The sequence below is a fragment of the Nonomuraea sp. B5E05 genome (assembly GCF_039880665.1).
GTDB lineage: Bacteria > Actinomycetota > Actinomycetes > Streptosporangiales > Streptosporangiaceae > Nonomuraea.
On the sequence record NZ_JBDPMJ010000006.1, the window covers coordinates 297,818 to 310,737 of the forward strand.

The 12,920-nt window shown below is 69.0% G+C and carries 14 protein-coding genes; 5 read left to right on the plus strand and 9 right to left on the minus strand.

Features of this window, described 5'->3' with window-relative positions:
• The first annotated feature begins 101 nt into the window (after positions 1-101).
• Positions 102-854 (plus strand): GntR family transcriptional regulator, encoded by a 753-nt coding sequence (locus ABGB01_RS14240; RefSeq protein ID WP_347773754.1) that lies wholly within the window; start codon positions 102-104, stop codon positions 852-854.
• Positions 855-977: 123 nt separating this feature from the next.
• Positions 978-1,220 (plus strand): hypothetical protein, encoded by a 243-nt coding sequence (locus ABGB01_RS14245; protein WP_347647975.1) that lies wholly within the window; start codon positions 978-980, stop codon positions 1,218-1,220.
• Between the two features lie 178 nt (positions 1,221-1,398).
• On the opposite strand, the gene ABGB01_RS14250 is transcribed toward ABGB01_RS14245, so the two are convergent.
• Entirely contained in the window at positions 1,399-2,439 is a 1,041-nt protein-coding gene (locus tag ABGB01_RS14250) for a hypothetical protein (protein ID WP_347773755.1), read from the minus strand.
• A 150-nt stretch (positions 2,440-2,589) separates the two neighbouring features.
• On the opposite strand from ABGB01_RS14250, the gene ABGB01_RS14255 reads away from it, so the two are divergent.
• A complete protein-coding gene (locus ABGB01_RS14255; protein ID WP_347619937.1) occupies positions 2,590-3,111 on the plus strand; it encodes a gamma carbonic anhydrase family protein in 522 nt (173 codons plus the stop codon).
• Here the strand turns inward: ABGB01_RS14255 and ABGB01_RS14260 are convergent.
• Entirely contained in the window at positions 3,083-3,964 is an 882-nt protein-coding gene (locus tag ABGB01_RS14260) for a hypothetical protein (protein WP_347773756.1), read from the minus strand. The two genes, ABGB01_RS14255 and ABGB01_RS14260, sit on opposite strands and share 29 nt — an antisense overlap.
• Positions 3,965-4,039: 75 nt before the next feature.
• Between ABGB01_RS14260 and ABGB01_RS14265 the strand changes: the two genes are divergently transcribed.
• Both ABGB01_RS14265 and ABGB01_RS14270 read left to right on the plus strand, forming a co-directional pair.
• The gene (locus ABGB01_RS14265) at positions 4,040-5,374 is read left to right on the plus strand and encodes a hypothetical protein (RefSeq protein WP_347773757.1); all 1,335 of its coding nucleotides are present in this window, start codon (positions 4,040-4,042) and stop codon (positions 5,372-5,374) included.
• A 214-nt stretch (positions 5,375-5,588) separates the two neighbouring features.
• Positions 5,589-5,750, plus strand: a complete 162-nt coding sequence (locus tag ABGB01_RS14270) for a hypothetical protein (RefSeq protein ID WP_165959714.1) — start codon at positions 5,589-5,591, stop codon at positions 5,748-5,750.
• 158 nt (positions 5,751-5,908) lie between these two features.
• Here the strand turns inward: ABGB01_RS14270 and ABGB01_RS14275 are convergent, their stop codons facing one another.
• The 7 genes from ABGB01_RS14275 to ABGB01_RS14305 all read right to left on the minus strand — a co-directional run bounded on the left by ABGB01_RS14275 (position 5,909) and on the right by ABGB01_RS14305 (position 12,686).
• A complete protein-coding gene (locus tag ABGB01_RS14275) occupies positions 5,909-6,190 on the minus strand; it encodes a metal-sensitive transcriptional regulator (protein ID WP_132334374.1) in 282 nt (93 codons plus the stop codon).
• Positions 6,191-6,238: 48 nt separating this feature from the next.
• Positions 6,239-7,306 carry a glycosyltransferase gene (locus ABGB01_RS14280; protein WP_347773758.1) on the minus strand — a complete coding sequence of 356 codons (1,068 nt, stop codon included), beginning with the start codon at positions 7,304-7,306 and terminating at the stop codon, positions 6,239-6,241.
• Complete coding sequence (locus ABGB01_RS14285) at positions 7,303-8,112, minus strand: hypothetical protein (protein WP_347773833.1); 810 nt, start codon at positions 8,110-8,112, stop codon at positions 7,303-7,305. Before ABGB01_RS14285 ends, ABGB01_RS14280 begins: the two co-directional genes overlap by 4 nt.
• Before the next feature lie 148 nt (positions 8,113-8,260).
• Positions 8,261-10,363: a (Fe-S)-binding protein gene (locus ABGB01_RS14290; RefSeq protein WP_347773759.1), complete on the minus strand. Its 2,103-nt coding sequence runs from the start codon at positions 10,361-10,363 to the stop codon at positions 8,261-8,263.
• A gap of 138 nt (positions 10,364-10,501) precedes the next feature.
• The gene (locus tag ABGB01_RS14295) at positions 10,502-11,110 is read right to left on the minus strand and encodes a TetR family transcriptional regulator (protein WP_347773760.1); all 609 of its coding nucleotides are present in this window, start codon (positions 11,108-11,110) and stop codon (positions 10,502-10,504) included.
• A complete protein-coding gene (locus ABGB01_RS14300) occupies positions 11,107-11,880 on the minus strand; it encodes a class I SAM-dependent methyltransferase (protein ID WP_347773761.1) in 774 nt (257 codons plus the stop codon). Before ABGB01_RS14300 ends, ABGB01_RS14295 begins: the two co-directional genes overlap by 4 nt.
• On the minus strand, positions 11,877-12,686 hold the full coding sequence (locus ABGB01_RS14305; protein ID WP_347773762.1) for a sugar phosphate isomerase/epimerase: 810 nt from the start codon (positions 12,684-12,686) through the stop codon (positions 11,877-11,879). The genes ABGB01_RS14300 and ABGB01_RS14305 overlap by 4 nt, the downstream gene beginning before the upstream one ends.
• Positions 12,687-12,920: the final 234 nt, after the last annotated feature.

Here is a 12,920-nt window from a genome sequence, read left to right on the forward strand (position 1 = left end):
AGAAGCCCGCGACCAACCTGTGTATCTGTGCGATCGTGGACAAGACGGGGCAAGTTCTCTGGAGACGCCACTACCTGGTTGGTGACAGAGGGTGATCATACGTGTCTGAATCCCCGGTACCCCACGAGCCCCCTATCTATCGCCGCATCGCCGACGGCCTCCGCGCCCGGATCCTGTCCGGCGAACTGCGCGACGGGGACCGCCTACCGGGCGAGAACGCGCTGATGGCCGAATACGCAATCGCACGGGCAACCGCCAGGCAAGCGCTTGCCGTACTGATCAATGAAGGGTTGGCAGTGCCCAAACGAGGTTCGGGGGTTTACGTGCGGCTGTTCAAACCGATCCGCAGGCACGGCTCACGCCGCCTGTCACGCGAGCAATGGGGGCACGGACGGGCCATCTGGGACGCCGACGCGCGCGGCCGTCCCTTCGAGGTCGACCGGGTGGAGGTGGTGCTGGAGCGGGCGTCCGACGAGGTGGCGGGCGTCCTCGACAGCCGGGAGGTCTGGGTGCGCAGGCGGCGCTACTCCGTCGACGACAGACCCGTGCAGCTGTCCACCTCATTCTTCCCCGCCCACCTGGTGGAGGGCAGCGCGATCACCTTCCCCGACACCGGTCCCGGCGGGGCCTACGCCAGGCTGGGCGACCTCGGCGTGCCACCGGCCCACTTCACCGAGGAGGTGCGCGCCCGCATGCCGGCACCGCGCGAGAGCGCCCTGCTGGAGCTGCCCGGAGGCACACCCGTGATCGTGATCGCCCGGACCGCGTACACGTCGGGAGGGCTGCCCGTCGAGGTCAACGAGATGGTGCTGGACTCCGCCGCGTACGTACTTCAGTACGACTTCGACGCCTAGGTCAAGGCGATCTGTCAAGCGGGAAGGTTGACCTGACCGTCACGATCATAGAATTCTCTAGAGAGGTGGCGCATCTTCTAAGGAGATGGAACCTCGCCTGGGAGCCCGGGAAGGTGGACGGAGATGTCCTTTGATCGGCATCTTGCGGAAATAGCCCGGGAGTTCCCTCACTGGACCATCTGGCGGAGCGATGCGGGCCGCTGGTGGGCCACGCGACACCATCCGATCAGCGCGGCGCAGCGCGAGGCCGGATGCGCGATGACCATCGACGCCGACGACCCGGACGGCCTGCGCGACCAGCTCCGGGACCAGGAGAGAAGGGCCGGCGAGCGGCACTCGTGGCGGGCCGGCCCCGCACCTCCCTGACGCCGGCCGGCAGCGGCCGGCGACACACGAGCAGCCCGGTGCCGGGTCCAGCGTCTCGGCGGCCCCGGCACCGGGCCACCACGCATGGAGGGGCCACGAGCGCGGAAGCCTCCGACCCTATCGGGGGCGGGGGCTTCCGCTCCGCACCATCGTCCTCCCGACCCGGCGAGGGAAGGACCTACTTGTTCGCCTCGGAGAGGCGGATGACGTTGACCTCGGTGTCGTCGGAGACCTTGACCTTCCGGGTCTTGTCCGAGTCGTCCTCGTCGACGATGACCCGCACGTCCTCCTGCGGCGCGGCAGGCTCGGGCGCGGGTGCGGGCGTCTCGCCCGTCGGCGGCGCGGGCGTCGCGCCCTGCGACGGCGCCGCCGGCGCGGCCGGCGCGGCCGGCATGGCGGCTTCGGGGATCAGCGGCCCGGCGCCCGACTCGTTGCGCATGAGGTCGCCGAGCACGGTGCTGACCTCGGTCAGCCGCCGCACGACCTCGGTGTGCGTGTTGGTCAGGTATTCGACCCGGCGGCCCGCCTGCTCGTCCAGCGCGGCGGTGCGCTGCCTGGCCGACTCCAGCATCGACTCGGCCTCGTCGCGCGCGCTCGTCACCAGCTGCTCGGCCTTCGCGTTGGCGTTCTGCAGCTTCTGCTCCGACTGCGCCTGGGCCGCCGCGAGCACCCGCTCCGACTCGGCCTTCGCCTCCTTGAGCGCCTCTTCCGCCTCGGTGCGGGCAGCGGTGAGCTGCTCCTCCGCGTCGGCGCCCGCCTGGGCCAGCATCCGCTCCGCCGACTGCGTCGCCTCGTTCACCCGGCGCTCGGCCTCCGCCTGGGCGGAGGAGAGGATCTTGTCGGCCGTCTCGCGGGACGTCGTCACCAGGTGCTCGGCCTCCGTCTTGGCCGTGTCCCGCACGCTGGCGGCCTCGGCCTCGGCGTCTTCGCGCTTCGCCGCGGCCTCCTCCTCGCCGAGCCGCAGGATCTGCGCAAGGCGAGGGCTGAGATCCTCATAACTCTGCGGCGTCTCAACCATGCGCCGCCTGGCCTCTGCCAGCTCGATGCGGCCCTGCTCTGCCTGATCGATCGCTCGTGCCAGCCGCTCTTCAAGATCACGTACCTGGTTGCGGACGCGGATCATGTAGTCGTGGACCTGACGGCGGTTGTAACCGCGCATCACGACTTCGAAGGTGTCCTCTTGCATCAGATCGGGGAGGCTCTCGTGCTGATTTGTCATGGGGGTTACCTAAGGGTGGTTTGCGTGAGGCGGGGGAAAACTGCGGGTTGTAAGGGTCTGACGACGAGACGTCAGGAAACGACTTTCCTGCCATCTGCCCACGTCCGCAACCCGAACGCCATACCCGGACCAGGAATTACGATGTGACGGATGTACATAGCAGCGTTGGACAACGGGGCAGCTCCGGACATTCATCCCGAGGCGTACATCGCGCCTGGTGCCGTGGTGGTCGGCAGCGTGCGGGTGGGCCGGGCGTCCAGCATCTGGTACGGCTCCGTTCTCCGAGGGGACGACGAGCGGATCGAGATCGGCGAAAAGTGCAACGTACAGGATCTGTGCTGCCTGCACGCCGACCCGGGTGAGCCGGCGATCCTCGAAGACCGGGTCAGCCTGGGCCACAAGGCCATGGTGCACGGCGCCCACATCGAGTCGGGCGCCCTGATCGGCATCGGCGCGATCGTGCTGGGCGGCGCCCGCGTCGGGGCGGGCACCCTGGTGGCCGCGGGAGCGCTCGTCGGGCCCGGCAAGAAGATCCCGTCGGGTGTGCTGGTCGCCGGCGTTCCCGGGAAGATCGTGCGCGAGCTCACCGACGGCGACCGCGACTCCTTCGCCCGCACGCCGGACAACTACGCGGCCAAGGCACTCAGGCACCGGCGGGCGTCATCGCTTTGATCAGCACCTCGTCCGTCACCGACGCGTTGTTGAGCGGGTCGGCGTAGTCGGGCAGCTCCGGCCGCAGGAAACGCACATAGTCGACGGTCAGCTTGAGGTCGGGCTGGCCCGTGATCTGCTTGGCGTTGCCCTTGTCGGCGTCCTTCTTCAGCGTACTGTAGCTGTCCCAGTCGGTGTAGCCGGTGATGCCCCACTGCAGCACGTCGGGGAGGGTGGACGGCCAGCGCTGCCCCACCTTCCACGTGCCCTTCTCCTCCTTGTAGAGGGCGACGAAGACGCGGCCCACCCGGGCCAGCACGAGCTCCACCCAGCCCTCCTTGACGGCCAGCTCCTGCGGCTTGGAGCTGCCGTCCTTGGTGTACTTCACCTCGACCTGGCCGGGCTTCTCGACGGTGCCGGTGGTGATCGAGACCCAGTTGGGCTTGGCGTACGAGCCGGGCTGGCGGGCCATCAGGCCGCCGAGCGAGAACTTCCGCTTCGGCTGGTCGTCGTCCTTGCCCTCGACCTTGACCCGGGCGTGCATGACGATGTCGCCGGCCAGCTCCTGATAGACGAAGGGGCCGCGGAAGCCGTCGAACCAGGCCGAGGTCTTGGGCTCCATGTAGAGTGCGCCCTTGGCGGTCTTGTCGACGTCGAGCTTGGCGATCCGGTCGATGTCCTTCTCGGTCTCGCTCAGCTTGGTCCACATCGACAGGTCGGCGGCGTCGTCGAACTCCGTCGTGGCCTCGCCCACCTCGCCGCCCTTCGCCGGCGGCGTGGCGTTCTCCAGAGTGAGCACGCCGGGCCCGGTCGGCGACGGTGGCGCCGACGTGCCCGTGCCGCAGCCGGAGAGCACGCTTACGACCGCCAGCACGCCTGCTACCTTCGCCCTCATAGTGGAACATTCTGCCGTGAAAAGCCGATGGATGATCCGGGTACGGCAAGTACGATGACGGCCGTGCGACCTTGGGATGTGTTCACCTCCGCGGAGGCCGAGATCCGGGCCATGGTCGCAGACCGGCGCTGGCAGGCTCTTTCGCCACCCGACCGCGCCCACGTCCTGGCCGCCAGGATCCTCGTGACCCCCGATGGCGACAGGTGGCTCTTCGGCGCCCATGCCCGCTGGCACCTGCACGATCCCGCCGACGGCCGCTGGCTCCTGGCGCCGCCGCCGCGGGGCACGCGGGCGCGCCAGGTGCACCATCCCGCGGCGGTGCTGCCCGACGAGGTGATCCCTCAGGGCTCCGACTTCCACGCCGAGCCGGGCTCGACCCAGGCGTTCATCGGCCCCGACGTGGCCGAGAGCCTCACGGAACGGGTGAGGGTGCTGCTGCGGGCGAGCGGGCTCAAGTCGGAGCTCGACTACCCGCTGACGGCCTTCGACGACATCTTCGCCTCCGACGTGCCGAGCACCGTCGCCGCCGTCTGGGGCACGATCATGTGGTGCGCGTACGCGCCGGCGTTCGACGGCAACGAGCGGCTGATCACCGTGTTCGGCGAATATCTGCGCCGTCCGCTGCCCGGTGACGAGTGGGTGCGCTGGCTGCCCGCGCCGCCGCTGCTCGACCTCGCCACGCTCGTGGCCGAGCGGCTGCGGGCGGGGAAGCCGAGGGCGGCGCTCAGGCTGGCGGCCGTGATGGCCGACACGGCCCAGATCCTGCTCTCCGACACCCGGTTCAGGCCCAGGGCGCTCGCCCTGCTCACGATGGTCGAGCCCATGCTGCGCCATTCCGGGATCGACGACGCCCACGTGGACGAAGAGACCCTGCGCCAGGCGTGGCTGCGGCGCTGCCCTGCGCGGTTGTGCCGGGCGACGTTCGCGGAGAGCGACCCTGCGGCGCACTTCGCGCACGCGGTCTACGACCTCGTGGACGCGCTGCGCTTCACGCCCGAGCCGCCGGCGGCCGCGGCCGTGCTCCTCGCCGATCTGTCCGACTCCAAGAGCGTGCTGCCCGCGCTTCTGGACCACCGGCTCAGGAGGGCGTACGAGGCGCTGCGGCAGGCCGGGCTCACCGGCACCTCGGCCGGGGAGCGGACCGAGCCCGACGGCTTCCCCGTGCGGGGGCTGCCTGGCGGGGTGTCGACCGTTCCCGCGCCGGTGCTGGAGATCGCGCCGCCCGACCGCGGGAGCACGGCGGCGGTGCTCGGGGCCGCGTACGCCATGGGGCTGGCGTGGGGCCGGTTGACGGGGGCCAGGGTGCCGGAGCGGGGGCTGGCGGGGCAGGCGGCACTCGTGCGTAAGATCATTCACGAACGCGACGATCGCCACACAGGTCACACGTAAAGCACTAATACCGATATTTCACCCTAACTCCGCCTATATCGTTCTGACACTTGAGCGAACAGGAAATTCGCTGAATTGTGATCTCTGCTTGGGGAAATGATCCTCCTGGGGGCCCGCGACGCGGAAAGGAATGACCCCGATGGGCCATGTCGCCTGAAGGGTCTTCGCCGTAACCTCGAAGAGGGTGTGGGCTGCGGAAGGAAAGGACGACGCGGTGGGGCACAACGACCTGGACTCTCGGGTCCACGACCGTGTCGCGTTGGACGAGATTGCGCTCTACGCCGAGGTGCTCACCGCCGTGGCAGTCAGTGAACGGCGGCTGACCTTGGACGAACTCGACGACGCGCTCGGATTGCGGACTTCAGCGAGCCACTAGTAAAGATCAGTAAATTTCTGGCCCCGGGAACCGGGCTCCTGACTCCCAAGAGTCGGGGACGAAGGTTTCCGGGGTTTCACATAACTAGTCATCCCGCCACCCCGGCTCCTACGTACGGACGATGTCTCATTACGTACGGACTAGCCTTCGTCCGTCCCCTACGAACGGACCAGGCGGGCGATCGCCGCCGAGGCCTCCTTCACCTTCGCCTCGGCCTCGGGGCCACCGTTGTTGATCGCGTCGGCCACGCAGTGCGAGATGTGCTCCTCCAGCAGCCCCAGCGCCACCGCCTGCAGCGCCCGCGTGGCCGCGGAGACCTGCGTGAGCACGTCGATGCAGTAGGCATCGTCGTCCACCATGCGCTGCAGGCCCCGGATCTGCCCTTCGATCCGCCTGAGTCGCGTCAGATAGGCCTGCTTGTCTCCGCTGTACCCATGCATGCTTCTACGGTACCCGTAACCCGTATCGGTGGGCCCTGCAAGAAGGCTTCACCGGAGGCCGGCGATCAGTTTCTCCCACTGGTCGGCGACCTCGTCGGCCGCATGGCGTACCGCGGTGTCGAGCGCGCCCGCGGCGAGGGAGCGCCGCCTGCGCTCGTCGTCGATCAGCGCCAGCAGCGCCACCGCGAACGGCTGCGGGTCGGCCTCGACGTCGGGCACCAGCACCCCGTTGTAGCCCGTCGCGACGAACTCCTTCGCCCCCCTGGCCCCTTCGAGCGCCACCACGGGCACCCCGCAGCCCATGGCCTCCAGCACCGTCATGCCGAGGTCGTCGCCCCGCGAGGCGCTGGCCACGATCGACGCCTTGGCGAACTCGCCGGCCAGGTCGGACGTCGTGCCCATGAAGTAGACGTGGTTGTGCAGGCCGAGCTCGCTGACGAGCGAGCGCAGCCGCCGCTCCTCGGGGCCGCCGCCGTAGAGCCGCAGCGCCCAGTCGGGCCGCTTGTCCACGATGACGGCGAAGGCCCTGATCAGCCGGTCGTACGCCTTGACCGCCACCAGGCGCCCGCCGGCCGCGACGATCCTGTTGTCCATCCGCGAGCGCGGCCACGGCCCCGCGGGCAGCGCGTCCAGCAGGGCGTGCACAGGAGGCCCGCCGGGCAGGAGCCTGGCCCATTCCTCCTGGGCGGAGTCCGTGGCCGTCACGACGGCGTTCAGGCGCGGGTAGAAGCGTTTGACGGGACCCGGCACGGCCGGCCGGCCCCACTCCCTGGCGATCTTGACGATCTCGCGCGGCGCGTGCCTGGCCGCCTGGATGCTGAGCCCCGGCCTGGTGGCGATCAACACGTCGGTCTTGAGGTTGCGCAGCACCCGCCAGAGCGCCACCTCGGTGCGCACCTGCCCGTGCGGCAGCAGGTGCCTTACCCCCGGCCTGGCGTCGATCACGCTGCGCATGGACACGCCGGGACCGACGGCGAAGAACGGTTTCTCCTTGTGCCGCCTGACGCTGATCACCTCGACGTCGTGGCGCTCGGCGAGGGCGGTGGCGAGGTTGAGCGTGGCGCGCACGTCGCCGCGCATGCCGTAGGCGGACGTGAGGACCAGGCTGACCTTCATCCGCCCACCTCGATGCGCAACTCGTCGTCGGAGGTGTAGCAGGGTCTGATCGGCACGCCGTCGACCGTGGCCGACGGATAGTGCAGCCGGCGTCGTTTGCCGTCGACGTCGTCGAGCCGCGCGCCCAGCTTCATCGGTGTGGCCACGCCCTCCACCTCGAGCGCCGGCTCCCAGGTGCCGTTCGCGGAGCTCGCACCCTCGTCGTGGTCGGCCGCCAGGACGTCGACGAGCGAGACGGCCGCGTGGAAGCGCACGCCCTGCACGGTGGCCGTGGCCGACACCCGGGCGCTCGTATGCCGGCGATCGAGGGTCAGCATGGCCTCGTGGCGGCAGTCGTCGTCCTCCAGCCCGGTGTAGGCCAGCAGGCCCATCACCTCGAAGCGGCCCTCCCTGAACCAGATGGCCCGCACCTCGGCCACGGGCTCCGCTTCGGAGATCTTCAGCGCCAGGTAGCCGTTGCGGGTGCGGTAGGAGCGGTAGGCGAGGGAGCGCCTGCACAGCGCGTACGCGTCGAGATGGTCGAGCGAGAAGCCGGGATCGACGCTGCGGAGCCTGACCCGCTTGCCGTCACAGCGCAGATAGGCGTCCCAGCGTCCGGCGCTGAGCTCCAGCGGCGCGAGCGAGACCGCGAGCGTGGCCTCGCGTGCCCGCGCGCCTGGCGTGCCGAGCAGCACGTCGCGTTCGACCCCCGTGGTGCGGTGCCTCAACACCAGTTCGGTGCCGTCTTTCAGTGGTTCGTCGATGGCGAGCCGGAGGGAGAGGACGTCGGCCAGAGTGACTTCGGCGTCCGTCACCACGACGCCCATCACGAGCCCCCTCCCCGTCGAATAGAGCCATGCGACGTTGAGGTTACCGTGATTTTCCCGTTATGTGGATGCCAGATTTGCTGTCCTCACCCCTATTGACGTGCAGAACTCCTCCACAAGCCTTGTGGAGGAGTCCGACTTGGGGCGGTCAGGAAGTGCCTTTGACCGATTTGATCAACAGCTGTGCCACGTCCACGACTTCGAGCGACTCCTTGGCTTCACCACTGTTCTTCTTCTCGCTGATGGCGTCGCCGAGCATCACCATGCAGAACGGGCAGGCCGTCGAGACGGTGTCGGGATCGGTGGTCAGAGCCTCGTCGACGCGCTCGGTGTTGATGCGCTTGCCGATGCGCTCCTCCATCCACATGCGGGCGCCGCCGGCGCCGCAGCAGAAGCCGCGGTCCTTGTGACGGTGCATCTCCTGGGTCTTGACGCCCGGCACCTTCGCCATGATGTCGCGGGGCTGGGAATAGACCTTGTTGTGGCGGCCGAGGAAGCAGGGGTCGTGATAGGTGATCTTCTCCTCGATCGGCGTGACCGGGGTGAGCAGGCCCTCGTCCACCAGCTTCGCCAGCAACTGCGTGTGGTGCACGACTTCGTACGTGCCGCCCAGTTGCGGATATTCGTTGGCCAGGGTGTTGAAGCAGTGGGGGCAGGTCGCCACGATCTTCTTCACGCCCGCCTCGTTGAGCGTCTCGATGTTCTGCTGAGCGAGCATGTTGAACAGATATTCCATGCCGAGGCGCCGGGCGGGGTCGCCGGTGCACGCCTCCATCGGGCCGAGCACCGCGAACTTCACGCCCGCGATGTGCAGCAGCTCCGCCACGGCCCTGGTGGTCTTCTTGGCCCGGTCTTCGAGCGCGCCCGCGCAGCCCACCCAGAACAGATATTCGGCGTCGGCGGGCATCTTGTCCTCGACCACCTCGACCTCGAAATCGAGCTCCTCGATCCAGTCGGCCCGCTTCATCTCGGACATGCCCCACGGGTTGCCCTTGTTCTCCAGGTTTTTCACCATCACTCCCGCCTCGGACGGGAACGACGACTCCACCATCACCTGGTAGCGGCGCATGTCGAGGATGTGGTCGATGTGCTCGATGTCCACGGGGCACTGCTCGACGCAGGCGCCGCAGTTGGTGCACGACCAGAGCACGTCGGGGTGGATCACGCCCTCCTCGCCCACCAGCGGCTTTTCCAGCAGCGCGAGCACGTCGGTGTCCTTGTGCTGCTCGGCCTCCGCCGCCATCAGGTAGGGGGCCACCGCGAAGGCGTGGTCACGCTGGTCGAGGATCAGCATCTTCGGCGACAGCGGCTTGTCGGTGTTCCAGGCCGGGCACTGCGACTGGCAACGGCCGCACTCCGTACAGGAGTAGAAGTCGAGGAAACCCTTCCACGTGGTGTCGGCGATCTTGCCGCGGCCGAGCCGCTCGGGGTCGAGGTCCTCGTCCTCGAAGTCGACCGGCTTGCCGTCGACGCGCATCTCGACCGCCGCACCCATGCCGTCGGGGCGGCGGGAGAAGAGCACGTTGAGCGGCGCGGTGAAGATGTGCAGGTGCTTGGAGTTCACCACGATGACCAGGAACACCAGCATGAAGCCGATGTGCAGGAGCAGCGCGATCTCCTCCAGCAGGGTGCTCGCCGGCAGCACGTCGCCGAGCGCGAGCGAGACGAACGCCCCCGAGGAGTAGGGGAAGTTGCCGTTGGCGGCGGCCGCGCCGCGGGCCAGGAAGAGCGTCCAGATGATGTTGAAGATCATGAACAGGACGAGCCACGCGCCGCCGAGGTGGGAGCCGGAGAAGCGGGAGTCGCGGCCGAGCGCCTTGGGAGAGTTCCTGACCCTGATGACCGCGAAGGCGACCAGGCCGAGCAGGCAGGCCACCGCGATGAAGTCCTGCACGAAGCCGAGCACGCCCCAGGTGCCGATGAGCGGGATGTGGAAGTCGGGCGTGCCGGTGATCGCCCCCTGGATGATCGCGCCGTACGCCTCGACGTAGACGGTCAGCAGGATGAAGAACGCCCACATGACGAAGAAGTGCGCGACGCCCGACGCGGTCCACTTGAGCAGTTTCTTCTGCCCGAACACCTCGACGAGCTGCGCCTTGACCTCGTCGGCCACGTGTGTCCTGGCGTACTCGACGCGCTCGGGCGCAGGCGGCCCCACTGTCGCGAGCTTGTACAGGAACAGCACCCGGCGGCCGGCGACGGCCAGCGCCAGGACGGTCATGACAAGCCCGATGATGGCTACCCAGAGCACGGGGTCCTCCCACAGACGACGTTGGCTGTCAGCGTACGGTCACCCGCTTCGCAGCCCTCCACTGCGATCCTACCCACGGGTAACATGGCCGTGGTACGCGACATACCCTATGGTCACCGCCACCGACAGAACAATGCTCTATTCTGTGAAGTACCTCTGGATCGTCGGCGCGAGCAGCTCGACGAGCTCGTCATGGCTCGCGCTCGCCAGCGGCTCCAGCCCGATCACATAGCGCCCCATGATCACGCCGAACATCTGGGCGAACGCCGCCTCTATCCGCAGATGCGGCACCCGCAGCCGGTCGGCCACCTGGTAGAGCAGCGCGTTCGAGATGAATTCACGGAACATCACGACCGCACGCTCGTTGGTCATGGCCGAGCGCATGAGCGCCACCATCGGCTCGCGCGTCTCCGGCTTGGCAGTGACCTCGAGGATCATCCGGACGAGCCGCTCACCGAGCTCCTCGCGCGGCCCGGCGACCAGCACGGGGACGACGATCTCCGGCGTGATCGGCAACTGCATGGCCGCCGCGAACATGCCCTCCTTGGTGTCGAAATAGTGGTGCACCAGAGCGGGGTCGACCTTCGCCTCCCTGGCGATGCCGCGCACGGTCGCCTTGTCGAACCCCTTCTCCGCGAACACCTTCCGCGCCGCCGCCAGGATCTCGCCCCGCGTGTCGGCCGAGCCCGGCCTGCGTCCAGGACGGCGCCTGGCCGCCGACTCCTCCGAGGCGTTCCCTCGCGTCACCGGCCCACCGCCAGGTAGACCCGCATCGGCACCGACAGCACACCCTCGGGGAACACCTCGCGCAACTCGGCCCGCTGCCTCTCGACCAGCTCATCGGCCCGCCGCGGCGACAGCGCGGCCATGTAGGAGTGGGAGCGCAGGCCGAGCAGGAAGTCCTCGACGCCGACCAGCCTCGTCCACGGGATCCACCGCTCCTCGATCACCTCGAAGGCCGAGGCGATGGGCGGCGCCGACCACCGCTCGACCGCCGGCCCCCAATAGGCGGGCACCTCCTCCGCCAGCCGCGCTTCGTACGCGGCCAGCCACTCGGCCTGCGCGGCGTGGGCGAAGTTCCAGCAGCCCGCGATCGTACCCCCGGGCCGCAGCACCCGCCTCGCCTCGGCGATCGACGCCACCGGGTCGAGCCAGTGCCACGACTGGGCGAACGTGACCAGGTCGGCCACGCCGTCGGCCAGCGGCAGGCGGTTGCCGTCGGCCAGCAGGGCCGTGACGGGCGCACCCTCCTCGCCGCTCGTCCGCGACACCAGCCTGGCCAGCATCTCCGCGCCCGGGTCGATCGCGATGACCTGCGCGCCGCGCGTCCTGAGCGCCCGCGTCATGATGCCGGTGCCCGCGCCCACGTCGACCGTGGTGGCGCCGTCGAGATCGACGCCGGACACCTCGGTGAGCGCGCGGTAGAGCTCGTCGGGATAGCACGGCCTGCCCGCGTCGTACGCGTCGGCCACCCGGTCGAACACCCTGCCCAGATCCTTGATCGGCCCGGTGTTCACGTGGAGGCCGCCAGGTGCAGCCGGGCGAAGGCCAGCGCCTCCGCGAGATCGTCGATGCGCTCGGTGCGGCTGGCCGCCTTGCGCGTGTTGATCTCGAGCACGACCAGCCCCGAGTAGCCGTTGCCCGCCAGGCGCTCGAGGACCTGCGCGCACGGCTGGTTGCCCCTGCCCGGCACCAGGTGCTCGTCCTTGTTGGTCATCCCGACGCCGTCGGCCAGGTGCAGGTGGGCGAGCCGGTCGCCGAGCTTGACGGCCATCTCCATGGCGTCGGAACCCGACACGGCCGTGTGCGACAGGTCGAGCGTGACCTGAGGGAAGGCGTAGTCGATCGGATTCCAGTCGGGAGAGTAGGGCACCACGTCGTTGCCCCTGGCGCGCAACGGGAACATGTTCTCCACCGCGAAGGTGACGTCGGTCTCCTCGCGCATCCTGGCCAGGCCGTTCTCGAAGTCGCGCGCGTAGTCGCGCTGCCATCGGAACGGCGGATGGACCACGACCGTCGAGGCGCCCAGGCGTTCGGCGGCCTTCTGGGCCTTGACCAGCTTGGCCCAGGGGTCGCGCCCCCACACCCGCTGCGTGACCAGCAGGCAGGGGGCGTGGATGGCCAGGACGGGCAGCTCGTAGTGCTCGGAGAGCCGCTCGATCACGTCGATGTCCTGGCTCACGGGGTCGGCGCCGACCATGACCTCTACGCCGTCGTAACCCAGGCGCGCGGCCAGCTCGAACGCGTCTGGAGTGCGTTCCGGATATACCGAAGCAGTGGACAATGCGATCTTCGCATTGGGCACGCGGATGACATCAGCCACGTTGCCAGCCTAAGCCGGTCACGCCGATCTGGCGCGCGCGCCGACGGGACGAGCCCGTGTCGAGCCGCGTCCAGCGGTCGCGAAACCTCCTGGGGCCAGGCGATCCAGCGGGTCGCGGAACCCCTCATGGCGGGCCGGACCAGCGGGTATCGAAACCCCTCATGGCGGGCCGATCCGGCGGTTCGGAGACGCCTCTGGCGGGGCCGCGCCCGGCGGCACGCACCGCAGGTTGCG

What these genes read in the sequence shown, in the direction of transcription:
- ABGB01_RS14280 (WP_347773758.1), bottom strand. Translation starts at nt 7,306, where the DNA reads ATGAAGGTCAGCCTGGTCCTCACGTCCGCCTACGGCATGCGCGGCGAC.
- ABGB01_RS14265 (WP_347773757.1), top strand. Translation starts at nt 4,040, where the DNA reads ATGACGGCCGTGCGACCTTGGGATGTGTTCACCTCCGCGGAGGCCGAG.
- ABGB01_RS14275 (WP_132334374.1), bottom strand. Translation starts at nt 6,190, where the DNA reads ATGCATGGGTACAGCGGAGACAAGCAGGCCTATCTGACGCGACTCAGG.
- ABGB01_RS14255 (WP_347619937.1), top strand. Translation starts at nt 2,590, where the DNA reads ATGTACATAGCAGCGTTGGACAACGGGGCAGCTCCGGACATTCATCCC.
- ABGB01_RS14245 (WP_347647975.1), top strand. Translation starts at nt 978, where the DNA reads ATGTCCTTTGATCGGCATCTTGCGGAAATAGCCCGGGAGTTCCCTCAC.
- ABGB01_RS14285 (WP_347773833.1), bottom strand. Translation starts at nt 8,112, where the DNA reads ATGGGCGTCGTGGTGACGGACGCCGAAGTCACTCTGGCCGACGTCCTC.
- ABGB01_RS14250 (WP_347773755.1), bottom strand. Translation starts at nt 2,439, where the DNA reads ATGACAAATCAGCACGAGAGCCTCCCCGATCTGATGCAAGAGGACACC.